Genomic DNA, 15430 nt, shown 5'->3' with positions numbered 1-15430 from the left:
ATCCTCCCTCTGTCTTTTCGCTTCACCGGGACCCGCCATGTTCCTGCCCTCTGTCCTCGCCGCCAGCAGCTTCGTGGAGGTCCGTCCGGGCCTCATCTTCTGGACCATCGTCACCTTCGTCATCGTCCTGCTGGTGCTGCGGGCGAAGGCGTGGGGGCCCATCCTGTCGCTCGTGGAAGAGCGCGAGAAGCAGATCTCCAACGCCATCGAGAGCGCCAAGCGTGAGCGCGCCGAGGCGGAGAAGCTGCTGGCCGACCAGAAGACGGCCATCGCCGAGGCCCGCCGCGAGGCCGCGGAGACCACCCGCCGCGTGCAGGCGGACATGGAGAAGTTCCGCGACGAGCTGATGGCCAAGAGCCGCAAGGAGGCGGAGGAGCTGAAGCTGTCCGCCCGCCGCGAGATTGAAGACCAGAAGGCCAAGGCCATCGCGGAGGTCCGCTCCATGGCCGTGGACCTGGCCATGGAGGTGGCCAGCAAGCTCATGAGCGAGCGCATGGACGACGCGAAGCACCGCGCGCTGGCCGAGCAGTTCGTGCAGAGCCTGCCCGGCGCCACCAGCGCCACGGCGACCCGCCGCTCGGCCTAACGGCCGGGAGTCTTCCGCCGCGCCCGCCTGTTCCAGGAATCCATCATGGCTCTCTCCATCGGCATCGTCGGTCTGCCCAACGTGGGCAAGTCCACCCTGTTCAACGCCCTGTCCGCCGCGGGCGCGCAGGCGGCGAACTATCCGTTCTGCACCATCGAGCCGAACGTGGGCGTGGTGCCGGTGCCGGACGACCGCCTGGACCAGCTGTCGGCGCTCATCAAGCCGCTGAAGAAGATCCCCACGTCGCTGGAGTTCGTGGACATCGCCGGCCTGGTGCGCGGCGCGTCCAAGGGCGAGGGCCTGGGCAACCAGTTCCTGGGGAACATCCGGCAGGTGAACGCGGTGCTCCACGTGCTGCGCTGCTTCGAGGACGACAACGTCACCCACGTCGAGGGAGGCGTGAACCCGGTGCGGGACCGGGACGTGGTCGACACGGAGCTGTGCCTCAAGGACCTGGAGACCGTGGAGAAGCGCCGCGAGCGCTCGCTGAAGAACACCAAGGTGGGCGGCAAGGCCGGCGAAGAGGCCAAGGCCGAGGTCGCGCTGCTGGAGCGCATCAAGGCGAAGCTGGATGAAGGCATCACGGTGCGCGCGCAGAAGCTCACCGACGAAGAGAAGGCCGCCATCCAGGACCTGTTCCTGCTGACGGACAAGCCCGTGCTGTACGTGGCGAACATCAGCGAGAAGCAGATTGGCAAGGAGGACGCGGACCCGCGCGTGCAGGCGGTGCGCGAGATGGCCGCCAAGGAGGGCGCGGGCGTGGTGGTGCTGGCGGCGGCGCTGGAGTCGGAGATCCAGCAGCTCCCCGAGTCCGACCGTCCGGGCTTCCTGGCGGACTCCGGCCTGACGGAGCCGGGCCTGCACAAGGTCGTGCGCGAGGGCTACAAGCTGCTGGGCCTGTGGACGTACTTCACGGTGGGCGAGCAGGAGTGCCGCGCGTGGACCATCCACAAGGGCTTCAAGGCGCCGCAGGCGGCGGGCGTCATCCACTCGGACTTCGAGCGCGGCTTCATCAAGGCGGAAGTCTTCGCGTGGACGGACCTGGTGAAGCTGGGCAGCGAGTCGGCCGTGAAGGAGAAGGGCCTCTTGCGCGTGGAAGGCAAGGAGTACGTCGTGCAGGACGGCGACTGCATGCACTTCCGCTTCAACGTCTGACGCGGGGCCTTCCCCGCTGTTGGAAGTGACGACGGGCGCTGCCTTCCCCTCACGGAAGGGGCGCCCGTTTCGTTTCTAGCGGGGGCCGCTCAGCCACGTGTAGCCCCACAGGCCCACGGCGAGCACGGCCAGCACGGTGGAGAAGATGGCGGAGCGCTTCGCGCGGCCCGAGGGGTCCGGGCTGCCCAGCGCGTACTTCCACACGCCGCCCACGCGCAAGCCGAGGAAGAGGGCGAGGAGCACGGGGCCTACGAGCTGCCAGCCTTCAGGGCGCTTGAGGATGACGATCCACGACGCGATGAAGGCCACGTTGCCGAGCAACATCAGGGCGGGATAGGGCAGGGTCGGGCGGGAGGTGCTCACGGGGCTGGCAGTGTGTGCACGGGGCGCTGGGGTGCCAAACGGAAAGCCGCGCGGCGTGCACGCCATGTGACAACGGCTCGGGATGTTTCACGGCGCTACCGGGGCGGGGGCTCCACGTAGCGGGCGCGCGGGCGGAGCAGGTGGCCCTGTTCGCGCTGCTCCAGGACGTGCGCGACCCAGCCCGCGGTGCGGCCCAGGCTGAACAGCACGGTGGCGGCGCCGGAGGGCAGGCCCAGCGCGTCCGCGAGCACCACCAGGCCCCAGTCCAGGGACGGCGGCGGATGGCCGGCGTCGCGCATGGTGTCCATGACGGCGCGGGCCACGCGGACCTTGAGGGACTCGGGCTTCACGCTCAAGGCGGCATCGAGGAGGGGCGGCGTGCGCGGGTCGCCCTTCAGGTAGAGGCGGTGGCCGAAGCCCGTCACGGCTTCGCCCCGGCGCAGGCGGCCGTGGACGACCTGCGCGGCGCGTTCAGGGCGGCCGACCTCCGCGATGAGCGCTTCCACGCGGTCGCAGGCGCCGCCGTGGCGGTGGCCGGAGATGGCCGCGAGCGCCGCGCTGAGGCACGCGTACAGGTCCGCGCCGGAGGAGGCTGTCACGCGGGCCGCGAAGGTGGAGGTGTTCAGCTCGTGGTCAGCGCAGAGCACCAGCGCCAGGTTGATCAGCTCCGCGGTCCGCTTCGGCTTCGCGTCCCAGGCCGTGGCGAGTGACGCGGCCACCGTGGCTTCCCTCGCCGCGCGCGACACGCGGCCGGGTGCCTGGGCCACGCAGACCCACGCGCCCAGGTGGCGGATGAGCCTGCGCGCGCGGACCCGGTCCTGCTCCGCGGGCGCGGAGAAGCGGCCCGCGTCGCTCGCCGCGAGCAGGGGCACCAGCGCGGCGAGCGCGGACAGGGGCGGGGTGTCTCGCGGGAGCAGGGCGCCCAGGGCGGCGGGGGACAGCGCCGCGCCTTTGACGGGTGTTTCCGGCGCGGGCCATGACGTGGCTTGCAGTGGCAGCTGCCCGGCCCACAGCAGCTCCGCGACGTCCTCGAAGCGGTGTCCCTTCGCGGCCAGCTCCACCGCGTCGTGGCCCCGGTATGCGAGTCCTTCCTCGCTGATGCGTGACACCGACGAGTCGATGACGGGCTCACCCCAGCGCAGGGCTCCGGACGCCACCGCCGCGTGGCCCGCGCGAGCATCGTGACGTGTCTTCAGCCGCTCCACGTCCGCGCGCAGGTAGCGGTTCTCCTTCGTGCCCTTCTCCGGCACGCACCGCACGAGCCCCCGGCTCACGTACGTGTAGAGCGTCGCCCGCTTCACGCCCAGGAGGGCGGCTGCCTCCTCCGCGCGCAGCAGCTCCTCCTCAACTGGATGGTCGAATCGAGATTGAGAACGTCCCCCTGCACGACGCACCATGTTTCGCGTGCCTCCCGGGCGTGGAGTCTCGACTCGACTGGACGTTCCTGTCGAGTTGAACCGCCCATGGGCGAGGCCACACCTGGCGAAGGAGAGCGACCATGAACGTGGACTTCGGACGGACGTCGTCGGACTACGCGAAGCACCGGGCGGGATTCCCGGACGCCTTCTACTCACGGCTCGAACAGGACGGCGTGCTCACGCCCGGCCTGCGCGTGCTCGACCTGGGCACCGGCACCGGCACCGTCGCGCGCAACCTGGCCCGGCGCGGCTGCCAGGTCACCGCGCTGGACGTCTCCGCGCCGCAGCTGACGGCCGCAGCCGGACTCGCCCGGGATGAAGGCCTCACCATCGACTTCCGCGAGGCGCCCGCGGAGAACACCGGCTTGCCTTCGGGCGCCTTCGACCGCGTGTTCGCGGGCCAGTGCTGGCACTGGTTCGACCGCGCCGCCGCCGGACGCGAGGTCTTCCGCCTGCTCAAGCCGGGCGGGAAGCTCATCCTCTGCCACTTCGACTGGACGGCCCTGCCCGGCAACCTGCTGGAGGCCACCGAGGCCCTGGTGGAGGAGTTCAGCCCCCGCGTCAAACTGGCCGTGGACCACTTCGGCCAGGGCGTGGGCATCTACCCGCAGTGGTTCCGCGACGTGGGCGTGGCCGGCTTCCAGTCCCTCACGTCCTTCACCTTCGACACGCTCACGCCCTACACCCACGAAGCGTGGCGCGGACGGATGCGCGCCAATGCTCGCATCGGCGCCATGCTCCCGCCTGAAGAGGTCGCCCGCTTCGACGCCGCGCTGGCCGCGCTCCTCGCCGCGCGCTTCCCCCGGGAGCCGATGTCCGTTCCCCACCGCGTGTTCGCGCTCGTCGCGGAGCGCCCGTGAAGTTGCTGGGCGGGCGAGGAGCCCTGATAGGGTGCGCGGCCCATGGCCTCCCTGCTGGATGCGCTCGACCGCGAGCGGCTGCTCAAGGACTCCGCCGCCGCTTCCGGGCTGCTGCCGAAGGGCGAGCCTCCCCACGTGTCGATGTTGCGGCTGTGCGAAGCGGGCCTGCTCGTGGGCGGACTCACCGTGGGGTACGGCGTCCGGCCGGATGAGCTGGTGGGCCCGCTCACCGCGGCCATGGGCGGCGCGGCCCGGCGGCTCAAGGTCGTGGACGTGCGCGAGCGCCCCGCGCTGGAGCTGCACGTCGCTGCCGGTGACGTCACGGAGCGCTGGGAGGTGGAGGACGTGTCCGCGCTCGTGCACAACCTCAACGACCTGTACCGCGACGCGGCCGACGTGCGCGCGGTGGCGGTGCTGGGGGAGTGGGAGGACTCGCTCCAGCTGCTGTGCGTCGAGCGCCGCGCCCTGGGGCGACTCTTGCGGCAGCCCTTCTTCGCGCCCGTCAACGCGCGGGGACTCCAGAACCTGGTTGCGTCGCGCTGAAGCGGCCGGGCCTCCCTCGACCCTGGACGCCCGGTGGGGCACCATGGGGGCATGCGCATCACGCTGGCCCTCATCGTTGGATTGCTCCTGGCGCAGGTCGCTCGCGCGGAGCCGGATTCGTTTGGCCTGGGCTCCGGACGCGACGGGGCGCTGACCGTCGTCGCGGGGGAGACCCTGACCCTGGGCGTGGATGGCCCCCTGGGGAAGAGTGCCGCGGCGGGGGACGACGAGCTGGTGGTGTTCAGCATGGACTTCTCCGGTGGCGACCTGGTGCTGATCCACGAGAGCACCGGTCTGTCGTCCGTGCCCGACGTGGGCAACCAGAAGGGCGTGTCACTGGCGGGGGCGGTCGCGCTGGGGCGCTGGGAGCTGGCGCGGGTGGTGGTGGTGACGGCCTCCACGCCCGCCACCCTCTTGCTGACCGCGCCGCTGCGCTACGCCTACACGGCGGGACGCGCCCAGGTGGTGCGCGTGGCCGAGTACTCCGACGTCGTCATCGAGGCGGGCGCGCGGCTCACCGCGTCGCCGTGGGACGGGAAGTCCGGCGGCATCCTCGCGATGCTGGTGACGGGCAAGGTGGTCAACGAGGGCCGCGTCGACGTGGACGGCCTGGGCTACCTGGGCGGCTTCTTCCAATCCAGCGCCACCGACCTGAGGGGCTGCACCGGGTTGGAGCTGGATGGCGGCCAGGGCGGATCCGCGCGCGGTGAGGGTGTGGCGGGCAGTGCCTCCAGGACGGGCATCACCACCGGGCGCGGCAACCTGACCAACGGCGGCGGCGGCGGCAACTGCGCGGCTTCCGGCGGCGGCGGTGGCGGTCACGGCGGCCAGGGCGGCCAGGGCGGGCGCACGGCGTCGTGGGACGGGCAGCGCGACGAGGGCGGGCAGGGCGGCGCGGCGCTGAACTACTCCGTGTTCGAGCGCTTCGCGTTCGGCGGTGGCGGCGGCGCGGGCCAGGGCTACACCCACTCCGGCTCCAGCGGCGCGACGGGCGGTGGCGTGGTGTTCATCCGGTCCTCCGCGTTCGAGGGGAAGGGTGTCTACAGCGCCTCCGGCATGGCGGCGTCACCGTCCCTGGAGGATGGTGGCGCGGGCGGCGGTGGCGCGGGCGGCGCGGTGGTGCTGCGCGCGGCGGACGTCCTGAACTGCGGCGCGGTGGAGGCGCGAGGGGGCGCGGGCGGGGACACGCGGCTGGACAAGGAGCCCCTCGGGCCGGGCGGTGGCGGTGCCGGTGGCCGGGTGCTGCTCCAGGGCAGGGGCGTCGCGTGCTTCGCCAACGTGAGCGCGGGCAGCGCGGGCGTGTCCAGCTACCCGGGCGCGGGTTCCTACGGCGCGACGCCGGCCGCCACGGCGGATGGCGGCACTCCGGACGGGGGGCCGTTGCCTGACGGAGGGACGTCCACGGGCGGCACGTCCGCGGGGACGGTGCAGCAGGTGGATCTGGCCTTCCAGGTGCCCGTCACGCCCGTCATCACGGCGCCGGTGTCGGGCGAGGCGTCCACGACCACGCGCCCGCGCTTCGAGGGGAGCGCGGGCACGAACGGGCCGGTCGTCCACCTCGTCGTGGACGGGCGGGAGATTGGCGCGGCGGTGCCGGGGTCGGACGGCCGCTTCACCTACGACCCCACCACGCCGCTGACCGCGGGCACGCACGACGTCGTCGCCTGGGCGGAGTCGCTGGGCGTGGCGAGCAAGCCGTCCACGCCGGTGCGCTTCTCCACGCCCGCGGTGGTGCTCGCGGACGGCGGCGTCGTGCAGATGGCCGTGCTGGTGGTGCCCTCGAACGGGGACACGGTGGGTCCCACGCCGCTGTTCGCCGGCACCGCGCCCAATGGCGTGAACGTGGGCGTCGTGATTGACGACGGGCCGGACATCATCGTGCCGTTGGACCTGCTGGGGCGCTTCCGCTACCAGGTGCCGGAGTCGGAGGCGCTGAGCGTGGGCACGCACAAGGTCACGGTGCACTCGCACAACGAAGCGGGGGATGACGGGCCGTTCTCCGACATCGTGGGCTTCGAGGTGGTGGTGCCCGGCGCGGACGGCGGAACGCAGGGCGACGCGGGCACGGCGGATCCGGCGACGCCCATGGTGCTGGTGCCCGAAGAGGGCGCGACCGTGGATCCGACCTTCATGTTCGTGGGCGTGGCGCTGCCGGGCACGTCCGTCCTGCTGGAGCTGGATGGCAAGACGCTCGCGACCGCCACCGCGGACGACGAAGGCGTCTTCCGCCACATCCTGACGGCGGACACGGCGCTCGCGACGGGCGCGCACAAGGTCGTCGCGCAGGCGGTGACGGAGGAGGGCGAGGCCGGGCCGAGGTCCCCGGAGGTGGGCTTCCAGGTGCGCGGTCCCACCGACCTGGACGTGGGCTGTGGCTGTGGCGCGGCGCCCGCGGGGATGATCAGCGTCTGGGCGCTGGTGGGCCTGGGCGCCCTGGCGCGCCGCCGCCGCGCGCGGAGCTGAAGCGCCCCGGGGCCTGCTCCGGATGATCCGGGGCGGGGTGGCCGTAGCCAGGCTTTCTGGGTGTGAGGCCGTGTCCTCCAGGAGGAGCCCGCCAGGCGTCCAGTGGGGTCGCCGGGCACGGCGTGGGGGTGGCCGTTATCTTCCCGCGCTCGAAGGCGTCCCGGCTTACGGGACGACAGGGTGGCGCGCGTGACGACGGACGTGTCCTCGGAAGAAGCTCCCTCGCGGCGGTCCCGGCGCTCGGCCGGTGCTCCGGGGTGGCGGTGGGTGCTGTCGCTGCTGCTGGGGTTGGGCCTGCCCACCCTGCTGCACGTCTACATCGGCCTGCGCCTCTTCACCGCCCCCGGCTGGCCCGCTCCCTGGGCCGCCCTGGGATGGGGCCTGCTGGGCCTGTGCTACCTCGTCCTGCTGGCGGGTTTCCGCGCCGCGCGCCGTGAGGCCACCGGCTTCTCCCGCGTCATCCAGTGGGGCGCGTACGTCTGGCTGGGCGCCTTCGGCGTGTTCCTCACCGCCGTGCTGGCCTCCGACGTCGTCGGCGCCGCGCTGTCCCTCTCCGGCGCCGTCACGGACATGCACGCGCTCGCCCGGGGCCGCGCGGCCGCCGTGCTGGGCACCGTCGTGCCCGCCGTGGCCTTCGCCTTCGTCACCGCGCGCGGCAGGGCCCGCGTGGAGCGCACCACCGTGGCCCTGAAGGACCTGGGCCCGGGCCTGGAGGGCCTGCGCGTCGTGCAGCTGTCCGACGTCCACGTGGGCCCCACCCTGGACGGCGTGTGGCTCCAGCGCGTGGTGGATCAGGTCAACGCCCTGAAGCCGGACCTCGTCGCCATCACCGGCGACCTGGTGGACGGCTCCGTGGACCAGCTGCGTGACCAGATGACGCCGCTCGCGTCCCTCAAGGCCCCGCTGGGCGTCTACTACGTCACCGGAAACCACGAGTTCTACCACGGCGCCCGCGCCTGGATGGCCGAGGTCGCCCGGCTGGGCATCACCGTCCTCACCAACGAACACCGCGTCGTGGAGCGCGGCGGCGCCCGCCTCGTCGTCGCCGGCGTCACCGACCACGACGCGGGCCACATCGACCCGCCGCTCAAGAGCCGCCCGGACCTGGCGCTCGCCGGCGCCCCGCCGGACGTGCCCCGCCTGCTGCTGGCCCACCAGCCCCGCACCGCCCTGTCCCTGGAGGGCCTGCGCGTGGACCTCCAGCTTTCCGGCCACACCCACGGCGGGCAGATCTTCCCCTTCATGTTCTTCGTGAAGCTCCAGCAGCCCGTCGTGCAGGGCCTGGCCACCGTCGCCGGCACCCGGGTCTACACCCACCGCGGCACCGGCTACTGGGGCCCCCCCTTGCGCCTGGGCCCCGCCCCGGAGATCGCGGCCCTCACCCTGGTAGGAGCTCCCCGTTCTGACGGTGATTCAAGCCAAGCTTGATATTTCCGTTCTTGCTGCTTATTGTTCGGGACGTGGCCACCGCACCGTCTTCCCTCCTTGTCCCGGAATTCGCTTTCAGCCGTCCCACGGCACCCGCGGTCCCGGGTGCGCGGCGCGGGGCGGTGGTCCCGATCGCGGCGCCCCGGAGGGGCAAGGCGGCGCCGGTGCTGCTGGTGGTCTCCGAGGCCCCCGAGGTCCGGCTGGCGGTGGCGCGGGAGGTGGGGCTGGGGTGCCGGATGGTGACGGCGCTGGGGGCGACGTCGGCGGACCGGCGGCTGGACCTGGGCGTGGCGGTGGACGGGCTGGTGCTGGACCTGGACGCGGATCGCCGCGTCGTGAGCGACTTCCTCTGCCGGCTGGTGGACCGGGGCTTCCACGGCCCGCGCATCCTCCTGTCCTCCGGTTTCCGTCCCGAAGCGAGCGCCACCGTCCCGACGGGCTGCCACACCCACTTCGCACTCGGCCGGCCCTGGCGCGCCGGTGAGCTGCGCTCGCTCCTGGAGAGGGTCCTTGGGGTCTCCCACCTCGCTCAATCCGCAAGCCGTCCGTGACTCCCGCCGTGCCGCTCCCCGCCTCGCGCCGTTGACGGCGCGGGTGGCGGACGCGGGCCACGGGTTGTTCACCGGCGTCGCCGGGGCGTCCGCGGGCGCCGCGCGCAGCGCGTACCTGGCGCTGGTGCTCTTCGCCAGCGGCATGGCCCGCTGCGCGACGGGGCGCTCGCGCGACGGCCTGCCGCAGCTCAAGCGCTGCCTGTTCCGCGTGGCGCAGGTGCCGGTGGACCTGGTGCTGATGCTGGGCGGGCGCGTGCTGTCCGCCGTGCAGGTGGTGACGGGCCTGGAGCCCGTGGGCCGCCGGCTGACGGACGCGGAGGTGGAGCGGCTGCGCCCCATCTTCGGCGACAGCCTGGACTACCGCTGCGTGCGCGTGAAGGAAGGCGCCCTGGGCCTGCTGGGCCTGCCGGGCCGCGCGTTCGCCCACGGCGACGTCCTCTTCATCCCTCCCGGCTACGGCGCGGTGGGCTTCCGGCTGCTGGTGCATGAGCTCACGCACGTGTGGCAGCACCAGCACGGCGGCACGGGCTACCTCAGCGGTGCGCTCGCGGCGCAGTACCTGGGGGACGGCTATGACTGGCGCAAGGCCGTGGGCCACCGGCGCTGGGCGGAGCTCAACCCGGAGCAGCAGGCGCAGTTCATCGAGGACGCCGCCGACGCGCAGCTCATCCCCCACGTGGGCCGCCCCACGCCCCAGCAGCGGCTGCGCGGCTGGAGCGACGCCGCCCTGTGCCTCCTGGACGAGGCGCTGGACTGCCTCTACGCCGGACGGGGCGCGCCGTGAGGCCGCTGGCCCCGGGGGCCACGCGGTGAGGCTCCAGGGGCTCGGGAGTCCCGGGGGCCCGCGGAGGGCCGGCCCGTGACGGCGCGCACCGCCCGGCCCGGCGGTACGCCCGAGGGCCGCTGCCTGCAGGCCCTGACCTGGCGGCGCCTGGAGTCCCCCGGCACCGAGCACTTCGAGCTGTGGGAGTCCGCGCAGGGGCCCCTCTTCACGGGCACCGTGGTGCTGGTGGGCGAGGGGCTGCCGCTGCTCGTGCGCTACACCGTGGCGTGCGACCCGGACTGGCACACGCGCGAGGCGCGGCTGGCGCTGCACCAGGGCGGCACGCGCCGCACGCTGGTGCTCCAGGTGGATGACCACCAGCGCTGGTGGCGCGACGGGCGCGAGCTGCCGGAGCTGCGCGGCTGCGTGGACGTGGACCTGAGCGTCACCCCCTCCACCAACACCCTGCCCATCCGCCGGCTGGGCCTGGAGCCCGGCCAGGCCCGGGACGTGACGGCCGCGTGGGTGCGGCTGCCGGACCTGTCCCTGGAGCGGCTGGAGCAGCGCTACACCCGGCTGTCCTCCACGCGCTACCGCTACGAGAGCGCGGGCGGGGCCTTCGTCGGGGAGCTGGACACCGACGCGCTGGGGCTCGTCACGCACTACCCGGACGGCTGGGAACGCGTCGCCTCGTCGGACGGTTGAGCCCGGGCGCAACCCTGGCGCCCCAACCCGGACAATCCTTCACGCCTCCGGGGGATTGTGTGTCGTTTCATGTAGGCTTATGGAGCCGTGAACGACGCCCTTCCAGTGGACGGGGGAATGCAGGACTACCTGTCATATAGGGATGGGCCCGGGTGACGTGGCGGGTTATAACGACCTCTGAACCGTTCCGGCGGTGGAGGGGCCGCGAACCTTACGGCCACCCCACCGGACGTCACGTGCAAGGTTGATGTGGTGAAAACCCACCCCCGAGGTCCTCTCGCATCCGGCCGCGTCCGGAAGAAGCCCCGTGTGGCGCCCGCGTCGGCGGCGGCACTGTCGCGGCGGCAGTTGGAGCGCAAGCTGGCGGTCAGCGTGGGGGCGGCGGCCCGGGCCGCGCGGCTGCGGGCTGGCCTCACGCAGGCGGACGTGGCGGACCGCGTCGGCATCGCGTCGGAGGTCTACGGCCGGCTGGAGCGGGGCAAGATGATGCCCAGCGTGCCCACGCTGTTCCGCCTGTGCCTGGCGCTGCAGCTGTCCGCGGACGCGTCGCTGGGGCTGGCGGTGGCGGCGGCGGCGGGCGCGGGGCTGTGGGAGGAGGACTCCACGGACAAGGACGACCTGCCAGAGATGCGCCGCCTGCTGCGCGCCGTGCGCCGGCTGCCGCGCCCCCAGCTCAAGCTGATGAGCCTGGTGGCCAGCGCCATCCTGCCCACGCGCCGCTAGCGTCCGTCGCCTCAGCGCGCGGACGCGGGAGGGCGGGCCGTGCCCGGTTCCGTCACCCGCCACACCCAGCCGGACGGGGTGGGGTCGCGGTGCGCGGTGTTCACGTCCACCGCGTACACGTCCACGGTGTGCTCGCCCACGGGCAGGTCCTTCAGGCGCCACGGGGACTCGCAGGGGATGTAGAGGCTGCCGTCCAGCGAGCACCAGAACACGGGCTTCAGCGTGGTGGCGGTGAAGACGAAGGTGGCCTCCCTGGAGGGTGTGGCCCCCGGGGGCCCCTCGTCGATGAAGGTGTCCGGCCCTTCGTTCCCCGCGCGCGCCAGCGACGGCGGGAACAGCAGCGGCATCAACATCAGGCACAACAGCAGTGACGCGAGCAGTCCGTGGGGAAGGTAGCGCAGGGACGGCGGGGGAATCATAAGCAGGCTCGCGTGACGCCGGAGGCCGCACGCACCCGTGCCCAGGGCATGTCGCTGGAGAGCGGCCTGGGAGGGCTGGGGCGTTCCATGGCGTCCGGGGAATGGGAAAGGGCGACTTCCTGGAAGGTGGGGATGGATCCGAAATGGGGCGCCCCGTCCCCAAGACGGTGCAGGGCATCCACGGCGCGACGTGACGCGGAGGGCAAATGTCCTCCAGCGGAAAGGGGGCGCCGCCGGCACGGGCCCCGCCGGGCGGTGATGGCACGCGTCACGGGGCAGCGCTTGTCAGGGCGGACATCCCCTGGCCTCATGGGTGCTGGCCGGGACCTGCCTTGCACGAACGCCATCGCCCATGACCTTCGCGAAGAGGAGCACCCCCTGGCCCGCCGCCGCGCTGGCGCTCTCCCTGTGCCTGCTGTGGCCGGTGCTCCCCGCCCGCGCCCAGGCCCCTGAAGCCGACCCCGGCAGCGCCCGGCTGGGCGACACGCTGGACGCGGGCCTGCCCGTCACGGAGGAGAACCTCACCACCGGCGCCGCCCCGCGGAGCATGGACGCGCCGTGGACGCAGGGGGACGACAGGCAGGACGGGGGCGCGGGCACGGTCGTGAAGGAGGCGGGCCTCCAGCGCACGGACGCGGGCTGGGCGCTGGAAGCGGGCGCGGCGCCGGACGCGGGGGACGGCGGGCCCGCGCTGGCCGCCTTCGTGCCGCCCGCGCTGGTGCAGGACTCGCCCGCGCCGTACCCGCCCCGGCTGGTGGGCGAGGGCGTGGCGGGCACGGTGAAGCTGGAGCTGCTGGTGGACGAGGCGGGCGAGGTGGACACCGCCACGCTGGTGGAGGGCGTGCACCCGCTGCTCAATGAGGCCGCGCTGCACGCGGCGCCCTCCCTGCGCTTCTCCCCCGCGATGATGGAGGGCCAGCCCGTCGCGGTGCGCCTGTTCTTCGAGTACCGCTTCGAGGCGCCCGTCCCGGTGGCCACCGGTGGGGACGGGGGCACGCTCGCGGGCTCCGAGCTTCGGGGCCCCATCACCCTCAAGGGCCTGGTGCGGCAGAAGGGCAACCGCCGGCCGCTCATCGGCGCGACGCTGGTGTCGGACGCGGCGCCGGACTCGCCGGTGCAGACGGACGAGCACGGCCGCTTCGAGGCGCGCTTCCCCACGGGTGGCCAGGCGGTGCGCGTGTTCGCCCCGGGTCACAAGCCCGGCCTGTTCCGCGAGGCGCTGAAGTCCACCGAGTCGCTGGAGGTCGTCTACGGCCTGGAGCCGCTCGTGGTGAACCCCTACGAGACGGTGGTGCGAGGCGACCGCGAGCGCACGGAGGTCAGCCGCGTCACGCTGCACGACGCGGAGCTGCGCGAGGTGCCCGGCACCATGGGCGACCCGTTCCGCGTGGTCATGCTGCTGCCGGGCGTGGGCAGCATGCTGTCCGGCGTGGCGTACCCGGTGGTGCGCGGCAGCCAGCCCGCGTCCACGGGCTACTTCCTGGACGGCATCCGCATCCCCATCCTCTTCCACCTGTTCCTGGGGCCCGCGGTCATCCACCCGGACTTCCTGGACGCCATCGACTTCTATCCGGGCTCACCGCCGCCGCAGTACGGCCGGCTGATGGGCGGCGCCATCGACGGGCGCCTCACCCGGCCTCGCGACGACCGCGTGCACGGCAGCGCCTACGCGGACTTCATCAACGCGGGCTTCTTCATCGAGACGCCCTTCAAGTCCACCGGCACCAACGTCAGCCTCGCGGGCCGCTATTCCTATACGCCGTGGATCATCGCGCTCGCGGCCAATGAGTTGCAGGACCCGCCGCCGCCAGGGCGCACCAACCCGAAGGTGGTGCTGGACTTCTGGGACTACCAGGCCCGCGTGGAGCAGGACGTGGGGCGGGGCAAGCTGCGGCTGTTTGCCTTTGGCTCGTCGGACACCTTCGGCTCCGAGGCGCAGGACGACCAGAGCGACACCGCGCTCCAGTCCATCGCCTTCCACCGCGTGGACCTGCGCGGCCGCCACCCGCTGGGCAAGGGCGAGCTCGAGGTGGGCGGCACCTGGGGCACGGATGATTTCGCCGTCGTGTCGCGCGGGCCGGACAGCGGGAATGAAATCCACATCGACCAGGGCACCTTCTCCGGGCGCGTGGGCTACAGCGTGCCCCTGGATGAGCGGCTGCTGTTGCGCGCGGGCGCGGACGTGGACCACAAGCGCGCCATCGTGGACGTGCTCACGGTGGAGAACGGCCAGGAGGTGGAGGAGGACACGGTGCGCGTGCCCGTGGCGCTGGCCACCTTCACCGGCGCGTACGCCGAAGGCGTGTGGACACCGAATGACAGATGGACGGTGGTGCCCGGCCTGCGCCTGGACAGCTACCACCTGTCCGGCGGGTTCGACCACAAGGTCATCGAGCCGCGCCTCACCGTGCGCCACAAGCTCACCGACACCGTGACGCTCAAGGGCGGCGCGGGCATCTTCCACCAGCCGCCCACCACCCTCATCAGCCTGCCCGTGGTGGACGTGGGCAGTCTGTTGCTGGGCCTCCAGGAGGGCGTGCAGCTCTCCACCGGCGTGGAGTGGAAGGCCTTCGACAAGTGGGAGGTGGGGCTGGACGTCTACGTGAACCCCATGCTCCGCACCATCGAGCTCACGCCCTTCTCCGACGAGGGCCTCACCGACGACCTGGACGGCGGCGGCGACCCGGATGTGCCGCCGCCAACGCCCGGCGAGGACGTGGGCCCCAACGGCTTCCGCCGCGTGCGCGCGCGTCAGGTGGACGTGGACCCGCCGCCCGTCAGCCGGGACGACTGGGACTTCCCGGACTTCAGCAGCCATGGCCTGGCGTATGGGCTGGAACTGCTCATCCGCTACCCGCTGGGAAACAACTGGTTCGGCTGGCTTTCCTACAGCCTCCAGCGCAGCACGCGGCGCACCACCTTCTATCGGTATGACTCGTCAGGTCGGGCCATCTCCGAGGACTCCGCGGACCTGCCCTTCGCGTTCGACCAGACACACATCCTGAACCTGGTGGTCAGTCACAAGTTCTCCAACAACATCACCCTGGGGGGCGTGCTCCACTTCAACAGCGGACGCCCGGAGTACGGCACCCTGGGAAGCCAGACGCACCGCGAGGGCACCGACCGCGACGGCCGCCCCACGTGGGTGCAGGTGGATCGCGATCAGGTGGACCGGCTGCCGTCCTTCTTCCGCTTCGACCTGCGCGTCTCCAAGGCCTGGGCCTACGAAACCTTCAGCCTGGAGGCCTACTTGGACATGCTCAACGTCACCCTCAACACGGAGACGCTGGGCTTCGACTACCTGGGCGGCGGCCGGCAACCCCTGACCAAGAGCGCGGTGGGACTGCCCATCGCCCTGCCCATCATCGGCGTCAAGGGCCGGTACTGACCTGTCCTGGAGGGTAGGGCCAGTGCTCGGGGGTGAGCACTTTTTCACGCCCCCTGCCCTGTAGG

The 15430-nt window shown here is 72.6% G+C and carries 14 protein-coding genes; 11 read left to right on the top strand and 3 right to left on the bottom strand.

Annotation, left to right across the window (positions count from 1 at the left end; genetic code table 11):
• The first annotated feature begins 37 nt into the window (after positions 1 to 37).
• Together atpF and ychF are read left to right on the top strand one after the other, a co-directional pair.
• Complete coding sequence (gene atpF / locus NR792_RS24740) at positions 38 to 586, top strand: F0F1 ATP synthase subunit B (protein ID WP_375755141.1); 549 nt, start codon at positions 38 to 40, stop codon at positions 584 to 586.
• A gap of 45 nt (positions 587 to 631) precedes the next feature.
• Complete coding sequence (ychF, locus tag NR792_RS24735) at positions 632 to 1741, top strand: redox-regulated ATPase YchF (RefSeq protein WP_014400380.1); 1110 nt, start codon at positions 632 to 634, stop codon at positions 1739 to 1741.
• Between the two features lie 75 nt (positions 1742 to 1816).
• Here the strand turns inward: ychF and NR792_RS24730 are convergent, their stop codons facing one another.
• Both NR792_RS24730 and NR792_RS24725 read right to left on the bottom strand, forming a co-directional pair.
• Entirely contained in the window at positions 1817 to 2104 is a 288-nt protein-coding gene (locus tag NR792_RS24730) for a hypothetical protein (protein ID WP_375755140.1), read from the bottom strand.
• Between the two features lie 95 nt (positions 2105 to 2199).
• Positions 2200 to 3501: a citrate synthase gene (locus NR792_RS24725; protein WP_375755139.1), complete on the bottom strand. Its 1302-nt coding sequence runs from the start codon at positions 3499 to 3501 to the stop codon at positions 2200 to 2202.
• Positions 3502 to 3602: 101 nt separating this feature from the next.
• On the opposite strand from NR792_RS24725, the gene NR792_RS24720 reads away from it, so the two are divergent.
• From NR792_RS24720 to NR792_RS24685, 8 genes are all read left to right on the top strand, one after another.
• Positions 3603 to 4382 carry a class I SAM-dependent methyltransferase gene (locus NR792_RS24720; RefSeq protein WP_375755138.1) on the top strand — a complete coding sequence of 260 codons (780 nt, stop codon included), beginning with the start codon at positions 3603 to 3605 and terminating at the stop codon, positions 4380 to 4382.
• 42 nt (positions 4383 to 4424) lie between these two features.
• Positions 4425 to 4925: a hypothetical protein gene (locus tag NR792_RS24715; protein ID WP_375755137.1), complete on the top strand. Its 501-nt coding sequence runs from the start codon at positions 4425 to 4427 to the stop codon at positions 4923 to 4925.
• 51 nt (positions 4926 to 4976) lie between these two features.
• Positions 4977 to 7388, top strand: a complete 2412-nt coding sequence (locus NR792_RS24710) for an MYXO-CTERM sorting domain-containing protein (RefSeq protein ID WP_375755136.1) — start codon at positions 4977 to 4979, stop codon at positions 7386 to 7388.
• 189 nt (positions 7389 to 7577) lie between these two features.
• The gene (locus NR792_RS24705; protein WP_375755135.1) at positions 7578 to 8816 is read left to right on the top strand and encodes a metallophosphoesterase; all 1239 of its coding nucleotides are present in this window, start codon (positions 7578 to 7580) and stop codon (positions 8814 to 8816) included.
• A 122-nt stretch (positions 8817 to 8938) separates the two neighbouring features.
• Positions 8939 to 9367, top strand: coding sequence for a hypothetical protein (locus NR792_RS24700; protein WP_375755134.1), 429 nt, complete (start codon positions 8939 to 8941; stop codon positions 9365 to 9367).
• Positions 9327 to 10151, top strand: a complete 825-nt coding sequence (locus tag NR792_RS24695; protein WP_375755133.1) for a hypothetical protein — start codon at positions 9327 to 9329, stop codon at positions 10149 to 10151. Before NR792_RS24700 ends, NR792_RS24695 begins: the two co-directional genes overlap by 41 nt.
• Before the next feature lie 75 nt (positions 10152 to 10226).
• Positions 10227 to 10835 carry a putative glycolipid-binding domain-containing protein gene (locus NR792_RS24690; protein ID WP_375755132.1) on the top strand — a complete coding sequence of 203 codons (609 nt, stop codon included), beginning with the start codon at positions 10227 to 10229 and terminating at the stop codon, positions 10833 to 10835.
• Positions 10836 to 11183: 348 nt separating this feature from the next.
• Positions 11184 to 11558 (top strand): helix-turn-helix transcriptional regulator, encoded by a 375-nt coding sequence (locus NR792_RS24685; protein WP_167497754.1) that lies wholly within the window; start codon positions 11184 to 11186, stop codon positions 11556 to 11558.
• Between the two features lie 11 nt (positions 11559 to 11569).
• Here the strand turns inward: NR792_RS24685 and NR792_RS24680 are convergent, their stop codons facing one another.
• The gene (locus NR792_RS24680) at positions 11570 to 11977 is read right to left on the bottom strand and encodes a hypothetical protein (protein WP_375755131.1); all 408 of its coding nucleotides are present in this window, start codon (positions 11975 to 11977) and stop codon (positions 11570 to 11572) included.
• A gap of 352 nt (positions 11978 to 12329) precedes the next feature.
• On the opposite strand from NR792_RS24680, the gene NR792_RS24675 reads away from it, so the two are divergent.
• A complete protein-coding gene (locus NR792_RS24675) occupies positions 12330 to 15365 on the top strand; it encodes a TonB-dependent receptor domain-containing protein (RefSeq protein ID WP_375755130.1) in 3036 nt (1011 codons plus the stop codon).
• The last annotated feature ends 65 nt before the right edge of the window (positions 15366 to 15430 follow it).

The sequence above is a fragment of the Corallococcus exercitus genome, from assembly GCF_042231735.1.
In the GTDB taxonomy this organism is placed as follows: Bacteria; Myxococcota; Myxococcia; order Myxococcales; family Myxococcaceae; genus Corallococcus; species Corallococcus exercitus_B.
Note: the sequence above shows the minus strand (reverse complement) of the source record. Positions and strands in the feature narration are given on the sequence as shown.

Bases quoted from the DNA above. Each gene is read 5' to 3' on its own strand.
- atpF (WP_375755141.1), top strand. From the start codon at position 38: ATGTTCCTGCCCTCTGTCCTCGCCGCCAGCAGCTTCGTGGAGGTCCGT.
- ychF (WP_014400380.1), top strand. From the start codon at position 632: ATGGCTCTCTCCATCGGCATCGTCGGTCTGCCCAACGTGGGCAAGTCC.
- NR792_RS24720 (WP_375755138.1), top strand. From the start codon at position 3,603: ATGAACGTGGACTTCGGACGGACGTCGTCGGACTACGCGAAGCACCGG.
- NR792_RS24725 (WP_375755139.1), bottom strand. From the start codon at position 3,501: ATGGTGCGTCGTGCAGGGGGACGTTCTCAATCTCGATTCGACCATCCA.
- NR792_RS24715 (WP_375755137.1), top strand. From the start codon at position 4,425: ATGGCCTCCCTGCTGGATGCGCTCGACCGCGAGCGGCTGCTCAAGGAC.
- NR792_RS24675 (WP_375755130.1), top strand. From the start codon at position 12,330: ATGACCTTCGCGAAGAGGAGCACCCCCTGGCCCGCCGCCGCGCTGGCG.
- NR792_RS24680 (WP_375755131.1), bottom strand. From the start codon at position 11,977: ATGATTCCCCCGCCGTCCCTGCGCTACCTTCCCCACGGACTGCTCGCG.
- NR792_RS24710 (WP_375755136.1), top strand. From the start codon at position 4,977: ATGCGCATCACGCTGGCCCTCATCGTTGGATTGCTCCTGGCGCAGGTC.